This is a genomic window from Chryseobacterium sp. sg2396, assembly GCF_042610505.1.
Lineage (GTDB): Bacteria > Bacteroidota > Bacteroidia > Flavobacteriales > Weeksellaceae > Chryseobacterium.
In genome coordinates, this window is record NZ_JBHGAQ010000004.1 from 138,373 (window position 1) to 164,160 (window position 25,788).

29 protein-coding genes are annotated in these 25,788 nt (G+C 40.1%); 16 read left to right on the forward strand and 13 right to left on the reverse strand.

Annotated elements, in window-relative coordinates:
- Position 1: 1 nt before the first annotated feature.
- The 3 genes from ACED20_RS05745 to ACED20_RS05755 are packed head-to-tail and all read left to right on the forward strand — an operon-like array spanning position 2 to position 1,611.
- Positions 2–544 (forward strand): RNA 2'-phosphotransferase, encoded by a 543-nt coding sequence (locus ACED20_RS05745; protein WP_294241124.1) that lies wholly within the window; start codon positions 2–4, stop codon positions 542–544.
- Positions 544–876, forward strand: a complete 333-nt coding sequence (locus ACED20_RS05750; RefSeq protein WP_294202518.1) for a hypothetical protein — start codon at positions 544–546, stop codon at positions 874–876. The genes ACED20_RS05745 and ACED20_RS05750 overlap by 1 nt, the downstream gene beginning before the upstream one ends.
- Positions 877–1,611 carry a metallophosphoesterase family protein gene (locus ACED20_RS05755; protein ID WP_294241125.1) on the forward strand — a complete coding sequence of 245 codons (735 nt, stop codon included), beginning with the start codon at positions 877–879 and terminating at the stop codon, positions 1,609–1,611.
- A gap of 86 nt (positions 1,612–1,697) precedes the next feature.
- On the opposite strand, the gene ACED20_RS05760 is transcribed toward ACED20_RS05755, so the two are convergent.
- Positions 1,698–1,820: a hypothetical protein gene (locus ACED20_RS05760; RefSeq protein WP_295212055.1), complete on the reverse strand. Its 123-nt coding sequence runs from the start codon at positions 1,818–1,820 to the stop codon at positions 1,698–1,700.
- Positions 1,821–1,856: 36 nt separating this feature from the next.
- Between ACED20_RS05760 and ACED20_RS05765 the strand changes: the two genes are divergently transcribed.
- On the forward strand, positions 1,857–3,581 hold the full coding sequence (locus ACED20_RS05765; protein ID WP_378103761.1) for a hypothetical protein: 1,725 nt from the start codon (positions 1,857–1,859) through the stop codon (positions 3,579–3,581).
- A 249-nt stretch (positions 3,582–3,830) separates the two neighbouring features.
- On the opposite strand, the gene ACED20_RS05770 is transcribed toward ACED20_RS05765, so the two are convergent.
- The 5 genes from ACED20_RS05770 to ACED20_RS05790 are packed head-to-tail and all read right to left on the reverse strand — an operon-like array spanning position 3,831 to position 6,616.
- Positions 3,831–4,655 carry an alpha-amylase domain-containing protein gene (locus ACED20_RS05770; RefSeq protein WP_345767755.1) on the reverse strand — a complete coding sequence of 275 codons (825 nt, stop codon included), beginning with the start codon at positions 4,653–4,655 and terminating at the stop codon, positions 3,831–3,833.
- On the reverse strand, positions 4,656–4,817 hold the full coding sequence (locus ACED20_RS05775; protein WP_378103762.1) for a hypothetical protein: 162 nt from the start codon (positions 4,815–4,817) through the stop codon (positions 4,656–4,658).
- A complete protein-coding gene (locus ACED20_RS05780) occupies positions 4,796–5,305 on the reverse strand; it encodes an alpha-amylase family glycosyl hydrolase (RefSeq protein ID WP_378103765.1) in 510 nt (169 codons plus the stop codon). The genes ACED20_RS05775 and ACED20_RS05780 overlap by 22 nt, the downstream gene beginning before the upstream one ends.
- Positions 5,306–5,311: 6 nt before the next feature.
- Entirely contained in the window at positions 5,312–6,064 is a 753-nt protein-coding gene (locus tag ACED20_RS05785; protein WP_378103768.1) for an SDR family oxidoreductase, read from the reverse strand.
- A 39-nt stretch (positions 6,065–6,103) separates the two neighbouring features.
- Positions 6,104–6,616 (reverse strand): CinA family protein, encoded by a 513-nt coding sequence (locus ACED20_RS05790; RefSeq protein ID WP_294233191.1) that lies wholly within the window; start codon positions 6,614–6,616, stop codon positions 6,104–6,106.
- A gap of 441 nt (positions 6,617–7,057) precedes the next feature.
- Between ACED20_RS05790 and ACED20_RS05795 the strand changes: the two genes are divergently transcribed.
- Positions 7,058–7,657, forward strand: coding sequence for a hypothetical protein (locus ACED20_RS05795; protein WP_294241132.1), 600 nt, complete (start codon positions 7,058–7,060; stop codon positions 7,655–7,657).
- A 167-nt stretch (positions 7,658–7,824) separates the two neighbouring features.
- Here the strand turns inward: ACED20_RS05795 and ACED20_RS05800 are convergent, their stop codons facing one another.
- Positions 7,825–8,592: a succinate dehydrogenase/fumarate reductase iron-sulfur subunit gene (locus ACED20_RS05800; RefSeq protein WP_345766872.1), complete on the reverse strand. Its 768-nt coding sequence runs from the start codon at positions 8,590–8,592 to the stop codon at positions 7,825–7,827.
- Between the two features lie 230 nt (positions 8,593–8,822).
- Between ACED20_RS05800 and ACED20_RS05805 the strand changes: the two genes are divergently transcribed.
- Together ACED20_RS05805 and ACED20_RS05810 are read left to right on the forward strand one after the other, a co-directional pair.
- Entirely contained in the window at positions 8,823–9,419 is a 597-nt protein-coding gene (locus tag ACED20_RS05805; protein WP_294201180.1) for a Crp/Fnr family transcriptional regulator, read from the forward strand.
- Positions 9,420–9,508: 89 nt separating this feature from the next.
- Positions 9,509–10,120 carry a ferritin-like domain-containing protein gene (locus tag ACED20_RS05810; protein WP_294241134.1) on the forward strand — a complete coding sequence of 204 codons (612 nt, stop codon included), beginning with the start codon at positions 9,509–9,511 and terminating at the stop codon, positions 10,118–10,120.
- 54 nt (positions 10,121–10,174) lie between these two features.
- Here the strand turns inward: ACED20_RS05810 and ACED20_RS05815 are convergent, their stop codons facing one another.
- From ACED20_RS05815 to ACED20_RS05830, 4 genes are all read right to left on the reverse strand, one after another.
- Positions 10,175–10,342, reverse strand: a complete 168-nt coding sequence (locus ACED20_RS05815; protein WP_378103771.1) for a hypothetical protein — start codon at positions 10,340–10,342, stop codon at positions 10,175–10,177.
- A gap of 63 nt (positions 10,343–10,405) precedes the next feature.
- Positions 10,406–11,023, reverse strand: a complete 618-nt coding sequence (locus ACED20_RS05820; protein WP_294241139.1) for a cyanophycinase — start codon at positions 11,021–11,023, stop codon at positions 10,406–10,408.
- Positions 11,024–11,069: 46 nt separating this feature from the next.
- Positions 11,070–11,270, reverse strand: coding sequence for a hypothetical protein (locus tag ACED20_RS05825; RefSeq protein ID WP_294221684.1), 201 nt, complete (start codon positions 11,268–11,270; stop codon positions 11,070–11,072).
- 606 nt (positions 11,271–11,876) lie between these two features.
- Positions 11,877–12,041: a hypothetical protein gene (locus ACED20_RS05830; protein ID WP_294201187.1), complete on the reverse strand. Its 165-nt coding sequence runs from the start codon at positions 12,039–12,041 to the stop codon at positions 11,877–11,879.
- Positions 12,042–12,406: 365 nt separating this feature from the next.
- On the opposite strand from ACED20_RS05830, the gene ACED20_RS05835 reads away from it, so the two are divergent.
- Complete coding sequence (locus tag ACED20_RS05835) at positions 12,407–12,673, forward strand: hypothetical protein (protein WP_294241141.1); 267 nt, start codon at positions 12,407–12,409, stop codon at positions 12,671–12,673.
- A gap of 198 nt (positions 12,674–12,871) precedes the next feature.
- Here the strand turns inward: ACED20_RS05835 and ACED20_RS05840 are convergent, their stop codons facing one another.
- Positions 12,872–13,756, reverse strand: a complete 885-nt coding sequence (locus tag ACED20_RS05840) for a cupin-like domain-containing protein (protein ID WP_294201191.1) — start codon at positions 13,754–13,756, stop codon at positions 12,872–12,874.
- Between the two features lie 570 nt (positions 13,757–14,326).
- Between ACED20_RS05840 and ACED20_RS05845 the strand changes: the two genes are divergently transcribed.
- Together ACED20_RS05845 and ACED20_RS05850 are read left to right on the forward strand one after the other, a co-directional pair.
- Positions 14,327–14,533 (forward strand): hypothetical protein, encoded by a 207-nt coding sequence (locus tag ACED20_RS05845; protein ID WP_294233199.1) that lies wholly within the window; start codon positions 14,327–14,329, stop codon positions 14,531–14,533.
- 41 nt (positions 14,534–14,574) lie between these two features.
- Complete coding sequence (locus tag ACED20_RS05850) at positions 14,575–15,336, forward strand: GLPGLI family protein (RefSeq protein ID WP_294221699.1); 762 nt, start codon at positions 14,575–14,577, stop codon at positions 15,334–15,336.
- A 97-nt stretch (positions 15,337–15,433) separates the two neighbouring features.
- Here ACED20_RS05850 and ACED20_RS05855 read toward each other — a convergent pair whose 3' ends face one another.
- Positions 15,434–15,781, reverse strand: coding sequence for a helix-turn-helix domain-containing protein (locus ACED20_RS05855; protein ID WP_378103776.1), 348 nt, complete (start codon positions 15,779–15,781; stop codon positions 15,434–15,436).
- 276 nt (positions 15,782–16,057) lie between these two features.
- Here ACED20_RS05855 and ACED20_RS05860 point away from each other — a divergent pair, with 276 nt between their 5' ends.
- The 6 genes from ACED20_RS05860 to ACED20_RS05885 all read left to right on the forward strand — a co-directional run bounded on the left by ACED20_RS05860 (position 16,058) and on the right by ACED20_RS05885 (position 25,752).
- Positions 16,058–18,766: a carboxypeptidase regulatory-like domain-containing protein gene (locus ACED20_RS05860; RefSeq protein ID WP_294221705.1), complete on the forward strand. Its 2,709-nt coding sequence runs from the start codon at positions 16,058–16,060 to the stop codon at positions 18,764–18,766.
- 208 nt (positions 18,767–18,974) lie between these two features.
- A complete protein-coding gene (locus ACED20_RS05865; protein WP_294199655.1) occupies positions 18,975–19,883 on the forward strand; it encodes a GLPGLI family protein in 909 nt (302 codons plus the stop codon).
- Positions 19,884–20,015: 132 nt separating this feature from the next.
- Positions 20,016–20,270, forward strand: a complete 255-nt coding sequence (locus ACED20_RS05870) for a FeoA family protein (RefSeq protein WP_294199654.1) — start codon at positions 20,016–20,018, stop codon at positions 20,268–20,270.
- The gene (gene feoB, locus ACED20_RS05875) at positions 20,270–22,303 is read left to right on the forward strand and encodes a ferrous iron transport protein B (protein ID WP_294221708.1); all 2,034 of its coding nucleotides are present in this window, start codon (positions 20,270–20,272) and stop codon (positions 22,301–22,303) included. The genes ACED20_RS05870 and feoB overlap by 1 nt, the downstream gene beginning before the upstream one ends.
- Before the next feature lie 343 nt (positions 22,304–22,646).
- The gene (gene glmM, locus ACED20_RS05880; RefSeq protein ID WP_378103782.1) at positions 22,647–24,029 is read left to right on the forward strand and encodes a phosphoglucosamine mutase; all 1,383 of its coding nucleotides are present in this window, start codon (positions 22,647–22,649) and stop codon (positions 24,027–24,029) included.
- 340 nt (positions 24,030–24,369) lie between these two features.
- On the forward strand, positions 24,370–25,752 hold the full coding sequence (locus tag ACED20_RS05885; protein WP_378103785.1) for a tetratricopeptide repeat protein: 1,383 nt from the start codon (positions 24,370–24,372) through the stop codon (positions 25,750–25,752).
- The last annotated feature ends 36 nt before the right edge of the window (positions 25,753–25,788 follow it).

A 25,788-nucleotide genomic window follows, 5' to 3' on the forward strand; every position in this document is an offset into this window, starting at 1 on the left:
AATGAACGAACAACATAAAAAAAGAATCAGCAAATTTCTGAGCCTGGTTCTGAGACACAAACCTGAGGTAATCAACCTGACCCTGGATGAAAACGGCTGGGCCTCGGTGGATGAGCTGATGGAAAAATGCGCAAAGCACGAAAGAAGCTTTACGCTGGAGGAATTGACCGAAATAGTGGAAACCAACGACAAAAAACGGTTTGTTTTCAATGAAGATAAAACCAGGATCAGGGCCAATCAGGGCCATTCGATCGATATTGATCTGGCTTTGAAACCACAACAGCCACCTGAATTCCTGTATCACGGGACAGCAGAAGCAAACATCCCTTCGATCATGGAAAACGGGATTGAGAAAAGAAACCGTCAGCACGTGCATTTAAGCCAGGATAAGGAAACCGCCACCAAAGTCGGGATGCGACACGGAAAGCCGGTGATCTTAACCATAGAAACCGAAAAAATGCATGAAGCCGGAATCCCGTTTTATCTTTCCGAAAACAACGTCTGGCTGACGGATTTTGTGGATGCAAAATATATTTTGAAATAATGAAAAATAAGGTGGTATTTGAATTACACTGCTTAAAGACAGAGAATCTGAATACAGTAATTACGGTTTCAATTGATAGTAAGATTATAATTTACGGTTGTGAATACGGAAGCATAATTAAAGAAATTACCGGAGATTTTGATTATGAATATTATTTGGAAATCAATAAAATCAACACTATAAAATTTAAATTACTGAAGAGCCTGACCTCTTTTGATGATTTAAAAGATTTCTTTATTAAAAAATTTTCCGGAGAAGACGGTGTCCAAAAAATCAAAAGATTTTGCTCTCGGAATTTTATCAGGTATGAATTTAATGTTTGGAGACAATAAATGAAAAGAACATTAGCCATTGGCGATATCCACGGAGGTTTTAAAGCCCTGGAGCAGGTTTTGGACAAAGCGGGGGTGACAGAAAATGACACCCTAATTTTCCTGGGCGATTATGTCGACGGCTGGAGCGGGTCTTCCCAGGTGATCAGGTTTTTAATCGAATTGTCTGAAAAGCAGGAATGTATTTTCATCAAAGGCAACCACGATGCCTGGTGCGAAGACTGGCTTTCTTTCGGGAAAAATGAAGACGTCTGGCTGTCCAATGGTGGGAAAAGTACGGTGGAAAGCTATTCCGGATATTCTTTGGATGAACTGGAAATGCACCTGAAATTTTTTCAGCGGATGAAAAACTATCATGTGGATGCGGAAAACCGGCTGTTTATCCATGCCGGCTATTCTTCCATGCATGGTCCTGAAAAGGAAGTCTATTCCAGCAATTACCGCTGGGACCGGACGCTTTGGGAAACCGCTGTAGCAATGGATAAAAAGTTGTCGAAAAATTCCGAACTCTATCCTAAAAGGCTGCTTCTGTACAACGAAATATTCATCGGCCACACACCCACTTTACATCTCGGGAGCAAAGAACCGGTTAATAAAGCCAACATCTGGAACCTGGACACCGGAGCGGCCTTTACAGGATCTCTCACGATTATGGATGTCGATACCAAAGCATTCTGGCAGAGCGGCCCGCTTCCGTCTTTATATCCGGATGAAAAAGGAAGGAATAAAGATTAAATTAAACCTGTTAAGAGTATTCTTTCACCTAGCAGTTTAAACGACATATCCCCTGATTGTTATTTTATATAACTGAATTTCAATGCTTAATCGAAATTCCCTTCCTTCGGAGGAGTGGCTCCGGCCAAAGGCCGGAGACGGGGGTGGTCATTTACACTTAATATCAAAACTTCCGGCATCCAGCTTCCCTCTTCCCGCTTAAATCCCAAAACTTTAACTACTTTTGAAGCCTTAAACCTCCATCAATGAAACTGAACGCGCTTCTATTCCTTTTGGCTTCCTCTCTTTTATTTTCCCAAACCCATTTCAAAACCCCTTTTGAAAAAGGCAATGGCAACCAGACGGTAACTTATGACGAAATGAATTCCTGGTACCGGGAGCTGGCAAAAAATTTCAACACCATCCAATACCTGAAAAAAGGAGAGGATGATAATGGGAAACCGATCTATGTGGTTCTTTACAACCCGTTTCCGGAAAAGAAAATAGCACAACTCAGAAAAGACAAAGCGGTGCTCTTCGTCAACAACGGGATCCATCCCGGCGAGCCTGACGGAATCGATGCGACCATGATGCTGATGCGGGATCTGGCCACCGGGAAAATTAAAACTCCCCGGAATTTCATCGTGGCCGCCATTGCTGCCTATAACGTCAGCGGAATGCTTAACCGCGGTTCCTTTTCCAGAGCGAACCAGAACGGTCCCGAAGCCTATGGTTTCAGGGGAAATGCACGGAATTTCGATCTGAACAGGGATTTCATTAAAGCCGATACGAAAAATGCCAGAAGCTTCCAGGAAATTTACCAGTGGCTGAAGCCGGATGTCTTCATCGATAACCACGTGAGCAACGGAGCCGATTACCAATACACCTTTACCTACATTTCAACGTTCAAGGAACGGTTGGGAAACGTGCTCGGAAATTATTTTTACACCACCTATCAGGCGAAAAACCTGGAAGATTTAAAGAAAATCGGCTACGAAAGCACACCGTACGTCAATATCCACGGGGATGTTCCGGACATCGGATTTGCTGCTTTTGAAGATTCGCCACGATATTCTACCGGCTATGCTTCGCTGTTCAATGCCCTGTCGACGATGCCGGAAACCCATATGCTGAAACCTTATGACAAAAGAGTAGATGCTACTTACCAATACATGCTGGTGAACCTGCAAAACCTGGATAAAGAATATCGGAAAATCAAGCAGCTCAGAACAGAAAACCTGAAACAATACCAGGCCGGAAAATCCTACGGCATCCGCTGGAAAATCGATTCTACGAAATACACGGCCATGGATTTCAAAGGCTACGAAGGAAAATACAAACCGAGCGAAATTTCCGGGAAGCCGAGGCTGTATTATGACCGGAACAAACCCTTTACGAAAAACATCAAGCTCTTTACGACAGCCGTTCCGACAGGATTTATTACCATTCCGGAATATTACGTTATTCCCCAGTCACAATATCGGGTGATTGAAGAGCTCAGAAGAAACGGGATCCGGATGAAGCCGATCCAAAAAGACAGTACCATTGCCGTAGAATCCTATACAATCAACGATTTCAAGACGGCTAAAAACGCTTATGAAGGACATTATCCGCATTCTGAAACGACGGTTGACAAGTCAAACAGAAGTATCCTGTTTTCAGCGGGAGATTATCTGGTCCCAACCAATCAGGAAGGTGTTAAATACCTCATCGAAACCCTGGAACCGGAAGCGCTGGATTCGTTCTTCAACTGGAATTTCTTCGATGGTATTTTAGCACAGAAAGAATATTATTCCGCCTACATTTTTGAGGATACGGCGGCTGAACTGCTGAAAAAGGATAAAACTTTAAAGCAGAAATTCGAATCCAAAAAAGCATCCGACCCAAAGTTTGCAGAAGACGGCACCGACCAGCTGGACTGGATCTACAGGAATTCGCCGTACTTTGAAGAAAAGACTTTCCGCCAGTATCCGGTGTACAGAATATTGTAGTGATTGGTTTTTGCATCTTGCCGGTTGATTGGTTTTAATCTTCAGATCAGCAGAAGTCATGGAGATTGATGTAATCAAATACTACCCAAAAAAATGCCTCTGCTATATGGAAAGCAAGGGGTAAAGTTTTTTTTGATTTATTAATGACGGATTATGTAGTTCCTTATATTTCTTGCTGTCACAGCAGGGGATGATGGCAATCAAATTATCCGCAATATGGAAGAGCTGCTTCTGAATATTCAGCCGTGATCACGCATCAGACCGTACCCAAACGCTTACCGAACGGGCATTGACCCTGAAAACAGCTTTTCCGTTTCCATCTGCTGTAACCTCATCGTTCCTGTAGCCAAGGAAATCTTTAAATACGGCATAGGCATACTCTTTACCGATTTCAATTTCCTTACTGCCTTCTTCGCTGTTTGAAATAATCGTGACACATACTGAATGGTCTTCATCACCTTTCCTCACCCAGGCAATACAGTTTGGGTGGTCAAAATAACGGATCTGTTCACCATAGGCAAACTGATGCCTGGCTTTTAGTAAAGCGGGAAGAATTTCAACTTTGGGCATGACAATATTGATTTCTTCACCATCTTTGATATCCGTATATTCCGCGCCGAAAAGATCGGGATAAAAAACACAAGGATAAGCCTCTTCCGAAAGCAGGATGATGGCATAAGCCAAAGGTTTGAACCAGTCTTTTACGGTCGATTCCAAGGCCTGCAGCTGCTGCGTATCATGATTTTCCACAAATGAAACTGAATATAGAGGTCTTTTTTCCAAAAGGCTTCCCGTTAAAATCCGTCTGAGATCATAATCGCTGCCCTCTTCCGACGCCCTGAAAAAATTGTAATGCAACGGTGCGTCAAAACAGGAAATCAGCTCATCCATCTTGTCGGAGAAGATCCCTATTTTTTCCGCATCATCCTTCCAGAATTCTCCCAGGATATAGCAACCGGGATCCACTTCTGTTTTGATGTAGGTGATCCATTCTTTTAGAAAATCGGAGGAAAAGTGTTTGAGGGCATCGAGCCGGAACCCGTCTACTTGGGTAGTTTCAGAATACCAGCGGATTCAGTTTTTCATTTCCTGGATGACGTGGGGGTTCCGGTATTCCACATCAGCGCCCATGAGGTAGTCGTAATTTCTCAGCTGATGGCTTACGTCATCCGTCCATTCCGTACCGTATTCATTGTGGATTTTAAAAATCCCGGTTATTTTTTTCTGTTTTTCCATGCAGTATCGATCCCGCTGAAGCAGCGGTAATCCCAGATAAAATCAGAATATTTGCCTTTTCTTGCGGGAAAGGTAAACCGGGTGTTTGCAGAAACATCAAAGGGTTCGGAAATAATATTATTCCGGTTATTTTCATCCACTTCATGTACGGTGATCCATTCGTTCTCATCACCGCCCATCCTGTGGTTCAGCACAATGTCGGCATATACCGAAATGCCGGCTTCGTGGGCTTTCTCAATGGCATTCAGGTATTCTTCCCTGGTACCATATCTTGTGGGAACTCCGCCTTTTTGGTCAAACTCGCCGAGATCGTACAGATCATAAAGGTCGTATCCGCGTCCTTCCGTACCCAGGTCACCTTTGGTTGCAGGCGGCAGCCATGCGGCTGTAAAGCCCAGGTCTTTTAAAAGGATTACCCGGTCAGCAAATTCATTCCACAGATCCCCCGGATGGTACCAGTGGAAATATTGTATCATAACTCCGTTCATATCGGATTATCCGTTTACAATTAATCCTCCGTTCGGATGCAGCACCTGCCCGGTCATCTGTGCAGCAGCATCGGTTGCTAAAAATAAAAAACAGGAGGCGATCTCTTCAGGGAAAGCGTTTCGCTTCAGTGGCGGTTTGCTGTAATCTTCCTCCTCCTCTCCGAAGGTCTTTTCCGTAAGCGGTGTAGCCACAGGTCCGGGAGCTACCGCATTGACGCGGATTCCCTTAGACTTTGCCTTCAGGGCAAGAGACCTCGTAAAGGAAACAATGGCTCCTTTTGTTGCCGAATAATCCACCAGTTCCTCATGCCCCAGATATGCGACGGCTGATGTCGTGTTAATAATAGAGCTGCCTTGTTTCAGGTACGGAAACACGGCCTTCGTCAGCAAAATCATTCCGATAATATTTGAGTTGAACGTTTTTCTCACCTTTTCTTCTTCCAGGTCTGCAATACTTTCCGTAGGAAACTGGGCCCCGGCATTATTGATCAGGATATCGATTCCCCCAAATTCCGAAACGGTTTTTTCTACCGCCTGTTTACCGAATTCCGTATCGTTGATATCCCCGTCAAAATGTAAAGCTTTTCTGCCCAAAGCCGTAATTTCATTTTTTGTGGCTTCTGCATCTTCCGTGTCTTGATAATGTATGAAAGAAATATGGGCGCCTTCCCTGGCAAATAGTAAAGCCGTTGCTTTTCCTATGCCCGTAGCGGCTCCGGTGATAAATACATTTTTGTCCTTTAGCTGTAAGTTTTCCATAGATAATATTTGTGGTGTTGATGATGAGTTAATGGATCGTTAAGATTCCTCTTCTTTACGGATCTGCTGGTTTTCTATTTCTACCTTCAGGCATTCCAGCATAAATTCGCTGTAGCAGAGCTGTGCGCTGATGGAGTCTTTTCTGGAATTCAGATCCATTTTCCGGGAAAGAACAACCTTGCCCTGATAAGCGAATGAGAAGTAGGCAAATAATTTGAAATCTGATTTTTCGACGGGCGTGGCATAACCTGTGATGGCCATTCCCCAGTCGGTATTGAATGATTTGGCCACGTTCAGGGCCATGGTATCCGAAATATTCTGCGATACACAGTCACAGGCTTCCGCTTCCTTTTCGTCGACCTGCAGAAACTTCACTTTTTCTTCCAGGGTATAGACGGTGATCCCGCCCTTAAAAATTTTTGAAGCATCCTTGACCTGTGAAAAGGAAAACTGTAAAAACCCCGCAGTAACGCTTTCTGCGGTAGCAACGGTCTCCTCGGATGCCTGCAGATAGTTTCCGATACATTCTAATAAATCTTTCTGGAGGTTCATAATCAATATATTTTGTTAATACATAAAAAGTCAGGAAGTGCCTTCCGCAAGCGTCCACGGTATGATAGAAAAAGAGTAATCATGGTTGCAGTAAAAATCGGTGGCGGGATCCGGAAAACCCAAATACAGGGCTTAAGAGAAATCCGGCTTCTAATAGGGATTAGTGCTGTGGCAGAACTTCCTTCACATTCCGTAAAGTAAAACATCCGATTTTTAAATCTGTCAGAAAGAACCTTTCTCATACTCATAATGCTTCATTTCTTCCATGACAAATAAGGCTGGCGGAAGTTTTTGTGAATCAGTAACCCGAATTTCGTGATTAATACCGGATAAAGTTATGATTACAATCAAGAAGGCCGATTTATGCTGTCTATTGTGATCCTGCTCATAATAATTTCCAATAGTGGATGTTAAATTTGTAAAGACCACAACGAAAAGATTATGAAGCCGAAACAGATTCCGGGAGTTCCTATTCAGAAGAAAGGCGGATTCCATGACAGTGAAAATACCAGACCCTGTACGGACATGGATGCGGATTTAAAATTTGATATCCTTAAGCAGCGTTTTTTTTCCATCAATCAATGGAAGTCGTATGCCGGAGGGGCGTCGGCGGATTTCAGACATTTCGATTCTTTCGGAAAGCCGGCAAACCGAATGCCCGAAAAAGGGGATTTTATAAGAATAGAAATTCCGGGGCCTGCAAACCAGAAGGAAGGATACGACTGGGTGGAAATCATTTATCTGTCCCAAAGAGAAACCGGTACTTCTGAATCTTACATGATGATGTGCAGGCCCAGCAAAGAACCGCAGAAGCGCAATGAGAATATAGCCCATTTTTACAGTGCTGCGGCCACGTCCAACTTTATGATTTCAAAAGAGGGAAATACCTTAAAGGTTGGGGTTTACGGAAGGAATGAAAGACCGAACTTCAACACCGGTTTTTCAGACAAAATAAGAAATTTCTTTATTGGCATTGGCGGGATATTCGGATTCAGTAAAATACATTGGAAAAGCCTCGCTGAAGGACTATTGAAATTTTAATCACACCTATAATTTTCAGACCCATTTACTTTTCTTTAACTCCTCAGTTTTGAGGAGTTTTTCTTGTTGAAGTTCAATTTTATTGGAAGTACATCTGATTTGCTTTATCCATTCTTCCTGGGCAATGTTCTTTTTAATAAATCATCTGAGATTTTCGACATTTTGCACTACTTGGTAGCAAGCCATGCAGCCATATATTCCCTGTTCATCCGGGTGATGTTGTCGAGAGAAATCTTTTTCGGGCATTCTACTTCACAGGCGCCGATTACCGAGCAGTTTCCGAAGCCTTCCTCATCCATAGCCTGCACCATATTCAGCACTCTTCTTTTGGCTTCTACCTTACCTTGCGGAAGCAGGGCTAAATGAGATACTTTTGCCCCTACAAATAACATTGCAGCACCGTTCGGACAGCAGGCCACGCAGGCACCATAGCTGATACAGGAAGCGGCATCCATCGCTTTGTCGGCATCTTCTTTGGGTACGGAAATCGCATTGGCATCCAGCGTATTCCCTGAAGTGTTCACCGAAATAAATCCGCCGGCAGCCATGATTCTGTCAAAAGCGCTACGGTCGGTAATGAGATCTTTAATAACCGGAAAAGCAATGCTCCTCCAGGGTTCGATGACGATGGTTTCCCCGTCGCTGAACATTCTCATATGAAGCTGGCAGGTCGTGATTCCGGTATCCGGCCCATGTGCCCTTCCATTGATGTATAAAGAGCACATCCCGCAGATGCCTTCGCGGCAGTCGTGATCAAAAGCCACCGGCTCCCTGTCTTCGAGAATCAGCTGTTCGTTAAGGATATCCAGCATCTCCAGGAAAGAAGCATCAGTGGAAATATCCGAAACTTTATAGATTTCAAATTGCCCTTTGGCCTTCCTGTTTTTCTGCCGCCATATCTTTAAAGTCAGGTTTAAGTTCTTGCGTATGTTCATAGCATATTTTGATTGGTTGATTTAAAAATACGCTTAAAAAGACTGACGATTTTATGAGCAGTCTCATATTTTACTGATAAAGTTAATTTAAGTGATACAGAAAAATAAAGGTGTAAGGCAAGGAATTTGCTTTATGATTTCAATCATAATACTGCCGTTTTTTTACATTTAATTTTATTTAAAAATCCCTACATCTGCTGTAGCGGATGCAATCTTTAAAACCCTTATATATGCTGATATCAGAAGAACTTTTACGAGCTTACGGAGCAGAGCAGGAAACGCTTCAGCGTTCTCATATTATTTTCCGGGAAGGAGATAATCCCAAATACTATTATCAGGTTGTTAAAGGAAGAATTAAACTGAACCATTATAATGATGAGGGGAAAGAGCTTATTCTGGCCATTCTTGATGCAGGGCTGAGTGTTTGCGAGCTCCTTTTATTCATTGATCAGACATATCCTGTTAATGCCGTGACATTTGAAGAATGTACCCTTCTGAAGCTCCCTAAAAGTGATTTTATCAAAATGCTGGATGAGCATCCCCAGATTTCAAGGGATATCAATAAGTTTTTATCCGAAAGGCTCTATTACAAATACATCATGCTGGAAAACAATTCCTCGTTGCGTCCGGTAACAAGGATCAAGGGAATGCTCGATTATCATAAAAGCTTCCGGGAAGACCAGAGCAAGTTTTCGTACGAAGTGCCGCTTACCAGGCAGCAGATCGCTTCTATTACGGCACTGAGGGTAGAAACGGTAGTAAGAACCGTAAAGCAGCTGGAAAAAGAAAATTATCTGAAAATCATTAACAGAAAGGTATATGTTTGATTTTTTTAAGTACCACAGTTTGCTGATTCGGATCAAAGTGGTCTTATAGTTGCAGATTTACCAACACCAGACACTAAATATTTTATATTATGGAAACTAAGACAGCAACTAAAAAAGCACCGGCTAAAAAAACAACAGCACCTAAAACAACAACAGCAAAGGCACCTGCTAAAACAGCAACCAAAGCCACTGCTAAGACACCTGCAAAAAAAGGAGCCGCTAAAGAACTGAAAGATCTTTTCGAAGATTCTCTTAAAGATATTTATTGGGCAGAAAAGGCATTATTAAAAGCATTGCCTACGATGATGAAAAACGCCACTGATGAAAAACTTAAAAATGCCATCGATAACCATATCACGGAAACGGAAGGCCAGATCGGAAGGCTGGAAGAGTGCTTTAAAGCAATAGGCAAAAAAGCTCAGGCTAAAAAATGCGATGCTATGCAGGGGCTTCTGGATGAAGGAAAAAGCATTATGGAAGAGACAGAACCGGGAACGGTAAGGGATGCAGGTATTATTGCAGCTGCACAGAAAGTAGAGCATTACGAGATTGCAACTTACGGAACCCTGGCAGCCTTTGCAAAAGTACTTCAGGAAGAAGATTGCCTGAAACATCTGCTCAGTACGCTGGAAGAAGAGAAAAAATGCGATGCACTTCTAACGAAAGTAGCAGACACCAATCTCAATAGTAAAGCCATGTAAAAAGAACACATTTATTATAACGAAAGGAAACCAACTGTTGGTTTCCTTTCGTTATTATTGTTCCACGGTATTGGCTCCCTGAAACAGATCACTGTTAAAATCGATTTTACAGTTGTCGCCAAGGATATGGATTTTAAGGTTTTCCGCATAGATCGGAAAGCCTTTTTTTACGGTACGGGTATTTGTCTGCCCGATCTGTCTGGCATTGAGGATCCAGGCCATCCCTGAGCCGCGGCAGGTTGCCTTACAGCCTTCTTCAATGAGCAGTGCGGTATCTTCACTTAGTCAGATTCCCCAGCATTCCTGGTGAAGGATTACTGCGTGGGCAAGCCTTCCGAACCGGGCACGGTGTACAAAGTGTGTATCTACAATGCAGTTCTCAATAAATCCCAGTCCCGTATCGAGTTCGATATCATGTTCCAGCATGGCCTCGCCGTTCAGTGCTTCCACAATCATGATTTTGGGCATACACATGGCGCCGGCGCTGGTTCCGGCGATCATAAAGCCGTCTTCCTCCTGGTATTTTCTTTTCAGAAGATCGGTAAGAACAGACTGTTTTAAGCTTCTGCAAATCCTGCTCTGATCGCCTCCGGTAAAGAATACGGTTTTGGCTGCTTCCACTCGTTTAAAATGAAAATCCGAATGCAGGTACTCGTCACAGATGTCCAGAAAATCAAAATTCGTGTATCCGATTTCGTTAAATACTTTGGTATAGGTTTCCCGCATGCCTTCCGGTTCAGAGCTTGCAGAGGTAATTACTTCAATGCGTTCGTCTTTGGACTCAGCGAGCAGCTTGAGGATTTCTTTAGGGAAGAAATTATTGTTTTTTTTCTCCATTTCGGAATCTTTTTCGCCTTTATCTTCTTTATCGCCGATAATCAGCAGCTTTCCCTTTGGTATCATAGTTGAAAAATTTTAAGGATTTATTGTTTTTCTTCCTGTTAGTGTATTATTCGTTATCGGTTTTTCTGTCGGTGGCGTCTGGTTGTATGGCCGCCGTATCTGAAACCTGGTCCAGGGTACGAAGGGTATCAGATTCGTTATTGTTTACCGATTCTCTTTTGTTCTGCTGATCTGTATATTGAGTTTCGGATTTTGTACATGCCGATAATAAGCACAGCAGAAATGCTGCTAATAGGGACTTTTTCATAATAAAATTGATTTGATTACTTCAAACTTAATGATGAAAAACCATAAAATTTATGACGCGGGTCACAAAATCCCTGAAATAAAAAGCTCCCCGCAGAAAGGAGGAGCTAAGTGAGAATAAGTGCAAAAATTGAATAAGGATATACTTCAAAAGTATAAAGGATAATTCTCCTGGTTTATGATGTACGTCATAATTGCACCCTTAAGTTCTTCTGTTTCTTATGACCAATTCCCTACTAAAAATTCATTTAACATTTAAATTCAATGATAATTGAAAGATATATTGTTAGCGTATGGTGCAAATAGTGATTTCCTGATTTTTCTGATGCCAAACTCTAAAGCCTGTTCGAAAATGTTCCGTTGTCTCGCGGGCCGGATGTATGATAAATATAGTATGCTTTTCAATATTTCTTCTCCGGATCCCTGCTAAAAAAGACCATAATGGATTGCCTTAAAAAAGGTGAGACCGGAAGCACATACTCTTTCCAGGCTCCGATTACCAGTTAACAGCTGACTCATTTAAAAGGTCTCCTGGTAGAAACTATGATCAGGATAAAAAAATAAGCTACTCAAACAGTAGCTTATTTTATATGATAATCAATCGGCATTAAAATGTATCCCTGTAAGTAAGGTTTCCGGTGGCGCCCTGTGGAAGAAAAACCACTTTTCTCTTGATGCTTTTGGCCTTTTCCAGTGCCTTAATGGCCTTTTGACGTTCTATTTCCCTGTTAAAGTGCGAATTGATGTTTTCAGATTGTGCAGATGCTTTCATAAGTAATATTTTTTAGTGTGTTAGGATCAACCAATCTAAAAGTGTACCGTTTTTATAAATATTGTGCAAATGAGGTACCTGGGCAGATAGATGTACTGAAAAATTATTTTATTTCCGAAAAAATTCAGGACATACCGTCTGTGGCATAGTAGTTGGATACGGTAATGCAACTATTAAAAAATAAACACAATAAAGGGATCTGAAATATTTCCCGGAGCCATCCGGGAATATTTTGATTTTATCTTCAGAAAAACACCAATCACTATAAATATTAATACTTTTGATTATCCTCGGTCTGTACTGGGGATTTTTTCATGTGCTTTAATTTGAATAACTTTACGGAAAATTACAGGATGGCGTATATTATGAAAACAACATCGGATGGCCTGATCTCCATTAAAGCGTCTTACGTTATAAATGTCAGGAAGCCGAATTCACTGGAGGGCGCAAAAGTTTTGGGGCAGCCGCTTATTATTAATGCCGATCAGATCGTTTTTCTAAGTTTTAATATCGATGGCCACGTTACCTATTTTATGGCCAATGGCTTCGAGATCTCTATGAAAATTTTGTATGAAGAAGCGGAGGAAGCTTTCAACCTTGCCAAAGCCGGTAAAGAGAAAATTGTAAAGTAAATAACGTAAACTGAAGTAGAAACTGTGTTTAAAAGGCTTTAAAAAAGGAACTGGATGCTGAAAGTTTCGTCGTTCAACCTGTCGGTAACAGTCTCAAATATCAAAAGGCCTTGTTTGAAGCCCGTGAAGGACAACTCTCGAATTCACGTTAAAATAAGTAAATAAAAAAGACGTTTCCGCGGAAACGTCTTTTTTTGATTATGATCGTGGTAATCCTTTTTTCAGGGCAATCTCGGCCCTTTTGATGGCTACTTTTTCTTTCCAGTCCATGTATTTTTTCCTGAAATTCTTTTTCATCATATCGTCAAACTTGCGCTGAACGGTAAGATTCCACAAGGAGTGGGCTTTTACCGCCCAGGATTTGTCCCATGCTCTCAGTGATATAGAGAAGCTGCCATCCAGGTATTTCATCCAATGCCACCATCCCGTCGGCATAAACAGGGTGTCGCCGTGTTCAAGGTAGCATTCGATTCCTTCTACCCCATCCAATGCCGGGAACTTGGTAAAATCTGGATTTTCAATATCATAATCTTCCAGGGCATAGGTTGCGTAAGGAATCTGATAAAGCCTTTCCCTCCATTTATAATCAAAAAGGAGAATGTGTTTTCTTCCGTTGAAATGGGTATGGAAGATGTGCGCCATATCAATATCGAAGTGTAGAAAGGTTACGGAGCCCTGTCCTCCGAAGAACATATTGGGATATTTATCCAGGAATCCGCCCATTAATTCTTTGGGAGAAATGTAATCTTCCAGCAATTTCGGAGCGAATTTTATAGGATCAAAAAGGAAAATCCTGAGATCGGTAGGCTCCCGCTGAATCATATCGATGTAATCTCCGAACTTCATTTTTGCAGCGGAAGCATTGATGGGAGCAGCAGGATCCGCCTTCGAGCTGTCGTACAAAGGGACTTCTACATCACCTACAACCTCCTTCATATATTCCATCGTCCATTTCTGATACGCGGGCCATTTTTTTGCCATGTTCTTGATAACAACAGGCTTTCTTGGCTTCAAATATTTTTCAATGAACTCTTCCTGCGTAATATCATCTACAATATCAATTGGCTTTAAATTGATTCCCATTTCTTAAAATTTAATGTTACAAAATTATTAAATTAAATAGATATGTTAAGATATTTAAGCTTTTTTTAATCTATCACTCAGATTATTTTTGCCTATTTAGAATAAATAAAAATATTAAATATGGAAACAGGGAGGTTACCAAAGACATCTTCTCAACTTAAGAAAGTCTGTCCGGTAAATAATTTCAAACCATCAACATCTTTAATTTATCATTGAAAAATATTTTTCCGGATAAAGATTTTATTTCGATAAGGATAATAAGATAAAATAAAAAAACAGATTCGGCTTTTTAAGCGAAAAATTTTTAAAGCAATAACTCAAATATGTTGTGAATTATGCTCAATAAATACATCGTAATTTGCTGAATTTCTTATGCAATGGATCTCAGAATATCTTCTTAGGTTTGTGGTATGACACAAATGGGAAATTCGCGAAACCTGCTGCGGTGTCTTGCCGCAGCAGGTATTTCTTAAAGGTCATCATGATGCATCATCCGGGCCGGGTTCTTATTCTAGACAAAGGTGCCCAGCCAGAGGAAAAATTATTATTAACTATTTAAAAGCAATTTCTATGAAAAAGAAAATTTTATTCTGCGCTATGATCGGGATTTCCGTTATGGCGTTTGCAAGAGTTCAGGCGGTTTGGACTTCTACTTGCGGTGTAAAGCACTATACATCTTTTCCGGACAACTGGACATATAATCAAATGTCTAATGCAATCGCTTCAATAAATGAAGCAGAATGTGGCACAAGGCCGGATGTAACAATTAATCCTTAATCTCCAGCGGAGTCTTTGACTCCGCTATTATATAATGAATTATGAAAAAGATTTATACCTATATTGTTTTTTTTCTTTTTACTTTGTCTTTTGGTCAAAGAATCAGTTTTGAACCAACAATACGAGTTACCTATGAGGCAAATCTTCAGTTAGGAGAAAAATATCATCACAATCAAAAGTTCCTGCTAGTAGGAAATTCTCAGGATTATTATTTTGCTGCATTTCAAAATTATTTAAATGATACGGGGCAATATGGAATTAAAGGTATAGATACAAGAGCAATTAGTGATTATTTCCAGGAAAGATTAATTAAATGGAAAGATAAAACAACAGTGCTTGTCACGGTAATGGATTCTAAAATACGATATGAAGAAAACGGAAGAATAAAGTGGGTTTTGTATAGTGATACAAAAGTAATCAATGGGATAAAATGCCAAATGGCAGCAACCAATAAATACGGCAGAAGATGGATCGCTTACTTTTCTAAAGATTATCCCCAATCATTGGGGCCTTATAAATTTAATGGATTGCCCGGATTGATTTTCGAATTATATGATATAAGAAATGATTACCATTTTATACTGGAAAAAATAGAAAAATATACGGATGATTTTGATTTTAATCTTAATGAATATAAAAGTTATCCAAAAACTAAGTATTTAAAAGCTAAGTATAACATGGAATTTACTCTGGCTGGCTATCCTGCAGATATGGGCGAAGAGTTAAGAAAAGAATTGCAAAATGCATATGATAGAAAGAAAAAAATGTATAACAACCCTTTAGAGTTAAACCCTTTTGAGTGATTTTTTATTTATAATTCCGTAAAAGTCCAAGCTAAATTAATTATCAAATTACCGTTTAGATTTCCATCGAATAACAAACATATCGTAAATCCGTTGTTTATTTTTTCAGATTTTTAACCAATTCTTCCAGTTGAGAACTGATAACTTTTGCCGCCTCAGAATCGGTAATGTTGATGATAATGCCCTGCTGGATATCCTTCTGCCCATTTTCTTTATTATCATAATTATTATTTACAAATTCACTTTTGGCTTTAGCATCAAAAAGTTCAAGAATACTTACCTGAAAGATTTCTGCCAGTCTGGGAATATACTGTGATTTGATGTCCGTAGTTTCGTTTTCCCAGTTGGTATAGGTATTTCGGTCCAGCCCCAGCATATCGGCAATTTCCTGCTGGGAAAACCTGGTTTTGGTTCTTAGTTTCTTAAGATTGGTTCCTATTCCCATGGTGATGTTATTTTTTATAAATGTAGAGATTAAAAAAAAAATAGATAATCAAAAACCCTAAAATTTTATGGCTGGCTTAAAGTGATCCATTAATTCCCAAAAAAGAGAATTTTTAAGTGTCTTAAAAAGAGTTGAAAGATTTACGCTCACAGATACAATAAATATCACTATGTTTGTAGTGATAAAAAACGAACTTTAACTTTCCGCTTTTAATCCAATCTTTATAAGGGTGTAACAAAAAGCAGGAACTATTAACTAATAAGCAAATAATAAATTATGAAATCGAAAATTTCTTTATTTCTGATGATTTTTTTCTCTGTAATCGCTTTTGCACAGAAAACGGTTTCAGGAAAGATCACGGATGAAGACGGGGTTGGGATCCCAAGCGCCAGCGTAACGGTGGAAGAGCCGGGAAAAGATGCCATTCTTGCCTATGGAATCACCAATTCGAAAGGGGAATATAAAGTGACCTTCACTTCGGCGGAATCCAACGTAGATCTTAAAGTAAAGGCTTTCAACCAAAAGTCCGTAACCCGGCAGATCAGCAACAGCGACCAGACCCTGAACTTTAAAATGGAGTCAGAAGCCACGGAAATCAAAGAAGTAAAACTTAAAACCAAAATGGTTACTGCAAGGGGAGATACCATTTCATACGACCTTAAAGCTTTCGACAGCAAAAGCGACAGGACCCTCGCGGACGTTCTGAAAAAAATGCCGGGCATCGAAGTGAATACAGACGGAACGATTCTTTACCAGGGAAATGCTATCAATAAATTTTACGTTAACGGAAAAGATCTAATGGAAGGAGGATACGGAACAATCAACAACTCGCTTCCGAAAGACGCGGTACAGAAAGTGGAAGTTCTGGAAAACCACCAGCCGGTAAAAATCCTGCAGGATAAAGTGCCTTCCGATCAGGCTGCGATCAACATCAAGCTTAAAAATTCCGTTACCATGACGGGAAGAGGGGAAGTCGGTGTCGGCGCAAGTCCATTGCTGTGGAACGTTAAGCTTACCCCAATGTTTTTCGGGCAGAAAAGCCAATGGGTCGTTAACTACAAAACCAACAATGTTGGTGAGCAGGTGGAAAATGAAGGGAATATTTTATCATTCGGGAACAGGTTTGAAGGAAGAAGGATCAACGCTACCCAAAACGACTGGCTGAATGTGGAAAATGCAAGCACTCCGAATCTTCCGATAAAAAGATACCTGATGAACAGTGTGCACTATGCATCCGCCAATTACCTTACCAATATCGATAAGAAAAAAGAATGGGAATTAAAAGCCAATGCAAATTATACTAATAATGCGGTAGAAAGGGAATCATATAGCAAAACCGATTATTTTGCCACGACAAATCAGCCTGCATCAACTGTAATAAAGAATGTTTTAAATAATTTTTATACAGATAAAGCAAAGGGGGAATTAATTTTTACTAAAAATGCTAAAAAGGGATTTTTTAAAAATACCACAAGCTTTTCACAATATTGGAATGCTGACAGGGGTATTGTCGACAGAACGGTTAATAGTGTCGTAAATTCAACCCGAAATGCCGATGAAGCTATTGAATCTCCAACTACATCTTTTCAAAACTCATTAAGTACCATTGTTCCATGGAAGCAGAAAATGGTGAATATTTTATCCTATGTAAGTTATCAAACTGACCGTCAGACTTTGGATGTATCTCCCGGATCGTATCTTGATATTCCCGGATTTAATGCGGGACCATATGCAGAAACGGTGAGACAGAATTTAAGGCTTAAAACTTTTGAAGCAAATCATTCTGCCAATATAGGGTTTTCTGCAAAAGGCTGGACATTTACACCTGAAGTCGGATTAAATTTTAAATCAACTAAACTGAATACGGCTTTAACAAATCTTCAGGAAGGAACATATTACGGGTACGGACAGAATTACTATAATGATCTTGATTATACGATCGCTGTTCCATATGGAAGTGTCGGGATTAATTACAAAAGCGACTCTTGGTTGTTGTATGCCAATCTTCCGGTGAACTCTAATAATATAAAAGCAGAAGATCCTGCACGACTGGTTAATAAAGAAGTAAATAAAGTTACGTTTGAGCCTAATGTTTTTGCACAATATAATTTTGCGTCTTTCTGGAAAGCGTCTGTAAATGCTAATATTAATAATAATTTTGGTGAGATTAATACAGCATATTCAGGATTTTTAATGACTTCGCCTGAAAATCTTTTTGCTATGGCAGCAGATAATCCTATTCCGCAAAACAATTCAAAGTCTGCCGGATCCCGTTTGGAGTACAGAAACCCGTTAAATAATTTATTCTTTAATATTAATTACAGATATTCGGATGTCAAAAGAAATTTGATATCATCGCCTACAAGAAATACATCCGGACAGATGATTATGGGATATTTAGAACAGGAAAACCACGCATTAACCAATAATTATTCTGCTGAAGTTGGGAAATATTTTCCAAAATTTAAGACAAATGCTTCGGTAAGCTATAGCAATAATACCTCAAAATCGGATGCTTATCAGAATGGAGCAGCCTATACCAGCAGAAACAATTCGCAGTCATATGGATTTAAAATTAACAATACATATTTCAGTTGGATGAGCGTAGATTATAATTTTAATATTTCAGTAACCGAGCAGGTAAGTAAAAGTGCAACACCATTGCTGAATAATAAAAATTCACAAAATGGGTATAATCACAATTTAGCACTTTTCTTTTATCCAATTGAAAACCATACTATTGGATTTAATTGGGATCAAGTTAATACAAGTGCGGCAGATCAAAAGTATCACAATGGATTCTATGATTTGTCCTATCAGTTCACCTGGGCTAAGAAGAAAATTGATTTTGAAGTGAAATGGATGAATATTGCAAATAAAAGAGTATTTGAAACGTACAATATAAACCCTCAAAGTATTTCTTTTACCAGAATCCAGCTCCGTCCGAGCCAGGTCATGTTCACCGTAAAATTCAACTTTAAATAAGCAGATTTTAATATATTTTAAGAAAGAGGCTGTCACAAAAGGACAGTCTTTTTTTATTTATCGATCCAATAAAAGTCCTTATTAATAGTTTTAAATTATTGTAAATCAATTTAATATAAAAAATATAAAAAATATAAAAATATAAAACAAAAAAGTCTGTAACAAAAACTACAAAGCGTTAACTAATGATATAAACAGTCTTATTAAAATGAAAAAACTATTTTCAATATTCCTGATTGCGATTTTTGCATTCGCAAGTGCTCAGAACAGCGATTCCAAAGAAACGGCGAACCGGTTTTTCTATGAACTTAGCTTTAAGCCGAAAAAAGATTCTGCCAAAATAGAAAAAGTAATCATGGCTTTGGATATTGTTAAAGACAGATCCATTTACAGAGATTATACAGCCATTAGCCAGGACTCTATTCTTAAAGTTCAGATCGAAGCTATGCAAAAGTCCGGGGTTTTCAAAGACCTTTCCAAATCTTTTAAAATGCCTAAATTTTCAGAAAAGATCGTAAAAACGTATCCTGATATGAAAATTGAGTATATCGAAAGAATCGCAAACGGTTTTACCCCTATGAATATCGGTTATAATGAAAATGTAAAATTCAACTGGAAAATTTCCAATGAAAAAGCCAAGATCGGCGCTTATAATGCCCAGAAAGCAACAACCGAATTTGGTGGCAGAACATGGACTGCCTGGTTCAGTACAGAGCTTCCTTTTCAGGATGGGCCGTACAAATTCTCAGGACTTCCGGGGCTGATTGTAAAAATTGAGGATCAGGACAAGAACTATTCATGGGTACTTCAGGGAAATAAAAAAGTTCCGAATTGGGAAGAACTTACAAACATGGAAAAAATGTCCAACGTAGGAACAAAAGTAACGGAAATGCCGAGAGAGAAATTCGAGAAAACGTTTAACGATTTCAAAAAAGATCCTCTGGCTTCGGCAAGACCAATGATGACGCAGGAAATCATGTCCAGATCGATTCCGGGAATGGATGGGACGATCGGTGATATGATGAAGAAGCAGGAGAAAATGTACAAGGACTTCTTTAACGCCAACGATAATCCGATAGAGCTCAGCCAGCAGGATTCCGGAAAAAAGAAAAAGTAACATTCATATTTACTAAACTATATTTGAATCAACCCAAATGTTTTCATGCATTTGGGTTGATTTTTTTCATGGCACAACGTTATTTAGATTAAATTTAAATAGCGTATATTTGCAGATACAAAAATCCTGGCTTTGAAAGATAGAGGTTTACATAAGTTGAGCGGATTTCCCAAAAATAAGATGGGAAAGATATTGGGATATGACAACGATAGCCTGAAGATGCCCAACAAAATCATCGAAATGGGGCTTCTTCCCGAAACCTCTTTCAGAATTTTGTACCAGGCACCCTTCAGCGGGCCGATGTATGTGGAATTCGGTGATGAAAAAAGCCGTATTGCCCTTCGTGAAGAAGAAGGAGAATATATTATTGTTGAAGAATTGAATTGATGCAGGACAGTCAGAAAAAACAGGTGCTTTTGGTCGGAAACCCGAATGTGGGAAAGTCGACGGTTTTCAATGCTTTAAGCAACAAGAAACAGAAGACCGGAAATTATGCCGGGGTTACCGTAGCCAGTCATTCAGGAACATATACTTACAGAAATGAAGAAGTCGAGATTATCGACCTGCCGGGTTCTTACAGCATTTATCCGAGTTCCGAAGACGAGGCTATTTTTTCAAAATTCCTGATCGACGAGCAGAACAACTATGCCGGCGTCGTTTATATCCTTGAAGCATTAAGTCTGAAAAGAGGGTTGCTTCTTTTTCAGCAGATTCAGGACCTTGGGATTCCGGTGGTACTGGTAGTGAACCAGATCGACCAGGCAGAAAGAAGGGGCATTACCCTCGATATTCAGAAATTATCCGAATCTTTAGGGATAAAGATTATTCAGACCAATGCCAAAGAGCAGGTCGGAATCGATGATCTTAAAGAAGCGGTATATCATAACGAATTTGTAAAATCAGAACAGATTTCTTTTGAAACGCCGAGCGAACACAAGAATTTTATCCTTAAAGTTATTTCCCATAATGGTTTCGATAATGAATACAAGGCCTGGATGAGCCTGTCCATGGGGGCAGACCTGGGGAAAATAGAATCGATTGTCGGACTGATCGACGAACCGGATTCTAAAAGCATGGTGCCGAAAAGGCTTCAGGTCCAGGAAACTGTAAGGAGATATCAGAACATTGATAAAATTTTAGCAGATGTAATCTCTAAAAAGCCTCAGTTCAAAGAATTATTAACGGAAAAACTGGATAAGGTTCTGGTTCATAAATTCTGGGGATATGTTGTTTTCCTGATGATTCTGCTGGTGATTTTCCAAAGCGTTTTCTTTCTTGCGGAATATCCGATGAACTGGATCGACAGCTTTTTTTCATGGCTGGCTGCCTTTACATCCGGGCATTTACCGGAAGGTCCTATCAATTCACTGGTGTCTAACGGGATTGTCCCGGGGATCGGTGGAATCGTGGTCTTCGCGCCGCAGATCGGAATTTTGTTGTACTTTCTGTATCTTCTGGAAGACTCAGGCTATATGGCCAGGGTGGTGTTCCTGATGGACCGTCTGTTGCGGCCTTTCGGGCTGAACGGGAAAAGTATCGTTCCGTTGGTTTCGGGAACAGCCTGTGCCATTCCGGCGGTCATTTCTACCCGGAATATCGAAAATCTGAAAGAAAGGTTGCTCACAATTCTGGTAACGCCTTTCATGACATGCTCTGCAAGGCTCCCGGTATACAGCATCATTATCGGGCTGATTATTTCGGACGGTTCTTTTTTAGGCATAAAATACAAAGCCCTGGTGCTGATGGGGATGTACCTTTTGGGTTTTTTAGTAGCCTTATTTTCTGCGGCCGTTCTTAAAAGATTTATTAAAAACAAAGGCAAAACCTATCTGGTAATGGACCTGCCGACCTATAAAAAACCGCTTTTTGCCTACGATTTCAGAATGGTGCTGGGAAAGGTCTGGGAATTTATTACCGGGGCGGGAAAAATTATTTTCATCGTCAGTATCATCATCTGGTTCCTGAGCTATTTTGGACCGAAACAGAACCCGGAACAGTTTGTGGCGACCAATGTAAAGCTGGATCATTCATACCTGGCCAAAATGGGAAAAGGCATTGAGCCTGTCATTGCACCTTTGGGCTATGATTGGAAAATGGGAGTCGGGATCCTGACAAGCTTTGTTGCAAGAGAAGTATTTGTAGGAACAATGTCTACCTTATACAGCCTTGAGGATGATGCGCCGGAAGTGAAAGTAATCGATAAAATGAGACGGGATGTAAAACCGGACGGCCAAAAAGTATTCAGCTTTGCGACAGGGGTTTCCGTGCTTTTATTTTATGCATTTGCCATGCAGTGTATTTCCACGCTGGCAGTAGTCTACAGAGAAACCAAAAGCTGGAAATGGACCGGCTTGCAGGTAGCGATGATGACCGGTTTGGCATATTTTGTGTCTATGATAGCGTACCAGATTTTAAAATAATGGATCCTTCATTACTCTTACAATACATCATTGTTTTACTCGTCGTTGCATTCGCCTGCTATTCCCTAATCAGGATTCTCAGGAAGAATTTCGCACCGAAAAAGTTCAGCTCCAAAAGAAACGGCTGCGATAAGGATTGCGGGTGTTCTTAGCTTTAAACAACTTATAAAAATATTTAGCCGCTTCTATGCGGCTTTTCATTTGGTAATCAATTGAATGCTTTATTTCCGATATTAATCCGGGGTTTTATTTGTAATTTTGTACGTAAATATCATCTTTCCGATATCAGGAAAGTGGTATATACTAAGAAGTTTATTATTAAAAGAATAAATAAAACATTAAAATGTCATTAATAAAAAGTATTTCAGGGATCCGCGGAACGATCGGCGGCAAAGTGAACGATAATCTTACGCCGCTGGATGTGGTAAAATTTGCTTCGGCATTCGGAACTTGGCTCCAGAACAATAAAAACAAAAAAGACCTGACCCTGGTGATCGGAAGGGATGCGAGAATCTCAGGACAGATGGTTTCTTCGCTGGTTTCCGCAACACTGCAGGGGCTTGGGATCCACGTGGTGGATTTAGGGCTTTCTACGACACCGACGGTTGAAATCATGGTTCCCGAACTGAAAGCGGACGGCGGAATCATCCTTACCGCTTCCCACAACCCGAAACAGTGGAATGCCCTGAAATTATTGAATGATAAAGGCGAATTCATCAGTGGCGAAAACGGTGCGGAAGTATTGGCTTTGGCGGAAAGCGAAGATTTCAATTACGCAGAAGTGGATGATCTGGGAAAATATGAAACCAGGGATGATGCTTTCGATATCCATATCCAACAGATTTTAGATCTTCCGATGGTGGATGTGGAAGCCATTAAAGCAAAGAAATTCAAAGTGGTTTTGGATGCCGTAAATTCTACAGGCGGAATTGCCATTCCGATGCTGCTGGATAAGCTTGGCTGCGAAACCGTAAAATTATACTGTGAGCCGACAGGCCGTTTCCCACATAATCCGGAACCGCTGAAAGAACATCTGGGCGATATCTGTGAACTGGTGAAAAAAGAGGGGGCGGATTTCGGAATCGTTGTCGATCCGGATGTGGACAGATTGGCTCTGATCGATGAAAAAGGAGAGATGTTCGGGGAAGAATATACCTTGGTTACCGTTGCGGATTATCTGCTGAAACATAAAAACGGAGTGGCTGTTTCCAACCTTTCCTCAAGCCGTGCCTTAAGGGATGTGGCCAGGGATCACAACTCCGGATATTTTGCAAGTGCAGTAGGAGAAGTAAATGTAGTCACCTTAATGAAGGAAAAAAATGCTGTGATCGGTGGTGAAGGGAACGGAGGAATCATTTATCCGGATCTGCATTACGGAAGGGATTCTTTGGTGGGTGTCGCTTTGTTTTTAACACATCTGGCGAAAGAAAATAAAACGGTTTCCGAACTGAGAGCGGGTTATCCTGCCTATTTCATGGGCAAAAAGAAAATCGAGCTTACTCCGGAAATCAATGTGGACGATATTTTGTCCCAAATGGAAAAAGAATATCAGAATGAAGAAGTATCTACTGTGGACGGGGTAAAAATAGATTTTGAAAATAACTGGGTGCATCTCAGAAAATCCAATACGGAACCGATTATCAGGATTTATACAGAGGCTAAATCACAGGAAGAGGCGGATCGGTTGGGAGACGAGATCATTGCAAAGATCAGAAGTCTGATCTAATAAAATAAAGTGGGGGCGGAACTTTGGTTCCGTCCTTTTTATTTCAAAAAGGTTTAAAATTATTCAAGACAACATTTTCAAACGGTTTTAACCACTGTAATAATCAACCTTTATCAAAACGTTAAATTATTGATAATTCCCCTCTTTTTATCCACAACGGTTTGCAGATAATCTTCTTTTTACTATCTTTAAAATAGAAATTTACGAAGAGGAATGTCGAAAAAATTTCGCAACTTTGCATACATTTTGAATCTTAAATTTCAGAAGTAATAATTAATTTAAAAAAGTTTGTCGAGGTTTGTAAGCATATTCAGACATTGATTGACTAAGGATACAAGTATTGGAAGAGTATTTTGGAAATGAACTTGTGAAGAAGTTCGAAGAAATGATGGATAACCATGATGAGTTCTACTTCGATACCGAAGAACTGGAAGACATTATTGTTTATTATCTGGAGCTGGGAGATTTTAATTATGCCGATGTAGCGGTTAATTACGGACTGAAGCTCCATCCCAATTCTCTGGATATCAAGATTAAAAAGCTTGAAATTCTGCTGGAATGGGAAGATTATAATACTTCGAAAGAACTGATTGACGAGCTGAAGGGCTCTTCTATGGAAAACACCGATTTCCTGGTGTGTTATGCGAAGTATTATTCGAATCTGGGAAACCCCAAGAAATCTATTGAAATTTGCAAGAAAGCATTAGAATTGAGAGAAGAAGAAAATTTCCTTCACAATTTTATTGCGGATGAATATGTGAATCTGGGAGACCCTTTTAACGCCCTTAAACATTACAGAAAAGCACTCAAAGAAGATCCTACGGACGAATATTCCCTGGAAAACTGTATGGTGTGCTTTGCGGACCTGAATAAGAGTGATGAAGCGATTGCCTTTCTTAATGAGTATCTTGATGAATTTGCCTATTCCGAAATAGCCTGGTTCGAGTACGGACAGTTTTACTTCAACCGGAAAAATTACGAAGAAGCGATTAAAGGGTATGATTATCTGTTGGCCATCAATTCCAGTTCGGTTGGAGTGTATGCCAATAAAGCGGCATGTTATGAAGCTTTAGGACAGTACAAAAAAGCTATTGAAATTTACAAGGAAATGCTTGAGCTGGAATATACCAAAGCATTTACTTTTTACAAGATCGGGCTATGCTATAAAGCCTTAAAACAGCCGATTGTGGCCCTTAACGCCTTTCAGAAATCGCTCAGGGAAGACCCTCAGTTTTACCTGGCGATGATGGAACAGTCCTACATCTATGAAGAAATGGGCGGAATGACGGAAGCCCTGCATTTTGCAAAAGAAGCAACGCACCTGAATGAAAACAATCTGGATTACCAGAAAAGACTGGCCTTTCTGTTTATCGATTCCGGAAAGTTTGAGGAAAGTCTTTCTTGCCTGAAGAAGCTGGTGGATGCGGAACCGACAAGGTTCTACAACTGGTACGCCTATTCGGAAGTCTTAATGCTGTTGGGAGAATATGAAGAAGCGGTAATACTGCTGCAAAAGGCCGTGAAAGCGCATAACAGGGCAGAATTATTCTATCAGCTCAGTAACTGCTATCTCAACCTTAAAGATCAGGAAAAAGGTATTGCATCACTTCAGAAAGCATTGGAACTGGATCCTTCATTGGTAACGGATATGCAGAAGAAATATCCTTTCATTAAGGATGAAGTGAAAAAGGTAAAGGCCAAAGTAAAAAAGAAAAATTCATAAACGGATCGTTTATTAGAAAAGAATTATTGAACTTTT

Excerpts from the sequence above, each read along its gene's own strand:
- ACED20_RS05835 (WP_294241141.1), top strand. The coding sequence starts at position 12,407 with ATGAAAACAACATCGGATGGCCTGATCTCCATTAAAGCGTCTTACGTT.
- ACED20_RS05790 (WP_294233191.1), bottom strand. The coding sequence starts at position 6,616 with ATGAACCTCCAGAAAGATTTATTAGAATGTATCGGAAACTATCTGCAG.
- ACED20_RS05850 (WP_294221699.1), top strand. The coding sequence starts at position 14,575 with ATGAAAAAGATTTATACCTATATTGTTTTTTTTCTTTTTACTTTGTCT.
- ACED20_RS05830 (WP_294201187.1), bottom strand. The coding sequence starts at position 12,041 with ATGAAAGCATCTGCACAATCTGAAAACATCAATTCGCACTTTAACAGG.
- glmM (WP_378103782.1), top strand. The coding sequence starts at position 22,647 with ATGTCATTAATAAAAAGTATTTCAGGGATCCGCGGAACGATCGGCGGC.
- ACED20_RS05805 (WP_294201180.1), top strand. The coding sequence starts at position 8,823 with ATGCTGATATCAGAAGAACTTTTACGAGCTTACGGAGCAGAGCAGGAA.
- ACED20_RS05765 (WP_378103761.1), top strand. The coding sequence starts at position 1,857 with ATGAAACTGAACGCGCTTCTATTCCTTTTGGCTTCCTCTCTTTTATTT.
- ACED20_RS05780 (WP_378103765.1), bottom strand. The coding sequence starts at position 5,305 with ATGAACGGAGTTATGATACAATATTTCCACTGGTACCATCCGGGGGAT.
- ACED20_RS05800 (WP_345766872.1), bottom strand. The coding sequence starts at position 8,592 with ATGAACATACGCAAGAACTTAAACCTGACTTTAAAGATATGGCGGCAG.
- ACED20_RS05795 (WP_294241132.1), top strand. The coding sequence starts at position 7,058 with ATGAAGCCGAAACAGATTCCGGGAGTTCCTATTCAGAAGAAAGGCGGA.
- ACED20_RS05750 (WP_294202518.1), top strand. The coding sequence starts at position 544 with ATGAAAAATAAGGTGGTATTTGAATTACACTGCTTAAAGACAGAGAAT.
- ACED20_RS05865 (WP_294199655.1), top strand. The coding sequence starts at position 18,975 with ATGAAAAAACTATTTTCAATATTCCTGATTGCGATTTTTGCATTCGCA.
- ACED20_RS05845 (WP_294233199.1), top strand. The coding sequence starts at position 14,327 with ATGAAAAAGAAAATTTTATTCTGCGCTATGATCGGGATTTCCGTTATG.
- ACED20_RS05775 (WP_378103762.1), bottom strand. The coding sequence starts at position 4,817 with ATGGAAAAACAGAAAAAAATAACCGGGATTTTTAAAATCCACAATGAA.
- ACED20_RS05785 (WP_378103768.1), bottom strand. The coding sequence starts at position 6,064 with ATGGAAAACTTACAGCTAAAGGACAAAAATGTATTTATCACCGGAGCC.
- ACED20_RS05860 (WP_294221705.1), top strand. The coding sequence starts at position 16,058 with ATGAAATCGAAAATTTCTTTATTTCTGATGATTTTTTTCTCTGTAATC.
- ACED20_RS05825 (WP_294221684.1), bottom strand. The coding sequence starts at position 11,270 with ATGAAAAAGTCCCTATTAGCAGCATTTCTGCTGTGCTTATTATCGGCA.
- ACED20_RS05840 (WP_294201191.1), bottom strand. The coding sequence starts at position 13,756 with ATGGGAATCAATTTAAAGCCAATTGATATTGTAGATGATATTACGCAG.
- ACED20_RS05815 (WP_378103771.1), bottom strand. The coding sequence starts at position 10,342 with ATGGCCTGGATCCTCAATGCCAGACAGATCGGGCAGACAAATACCCGT.
- feoB (WP_294221708.1), top strand. The coding sequence starts at position 20,270 with ATGCAGGACAGTCAGAAAAAACAGGTGCTTTTGGTCGGAAACCCGAAT.
- ACED20_RS05745 (WP_294241124.1), top strand. The coding sequence starts at position 2 with ATGAACGAACAACATAAAAAAAGAATCAGCAAATTTCTGAGCCTGGTT.
- ACED20_RS05820 (WP_294241139.1), bottom strand. The coding sequence starts at position 11,023 with ATGATACCAAAGGGAAAGCTGCTGATTATCGGCGATAAAGAAGATAAA.
- ACED20_RS05755 (WP_294241125.1), top strand. The coding sequence starts at position 877 with ATGAAAAGAACATTAGCCATTGGCGATATCCACGGAGGTTTTAAAGCC.
- ACED20_RS05855 (WP_378103776.1), bottom strand. The coding sequence starts at position 15,781 with ATGGGAATAGGAACCAATCTTAAGAAACTAAGAACCAAAACCAGGTTT.
- ACED20_RS05810 (WP_294241134.1), top strand. The coding sequence starts at position 9,509 with ATGGAAACTAAGACAGCAACTAAAAAAGCACCGGCTAAAAAAACAACA.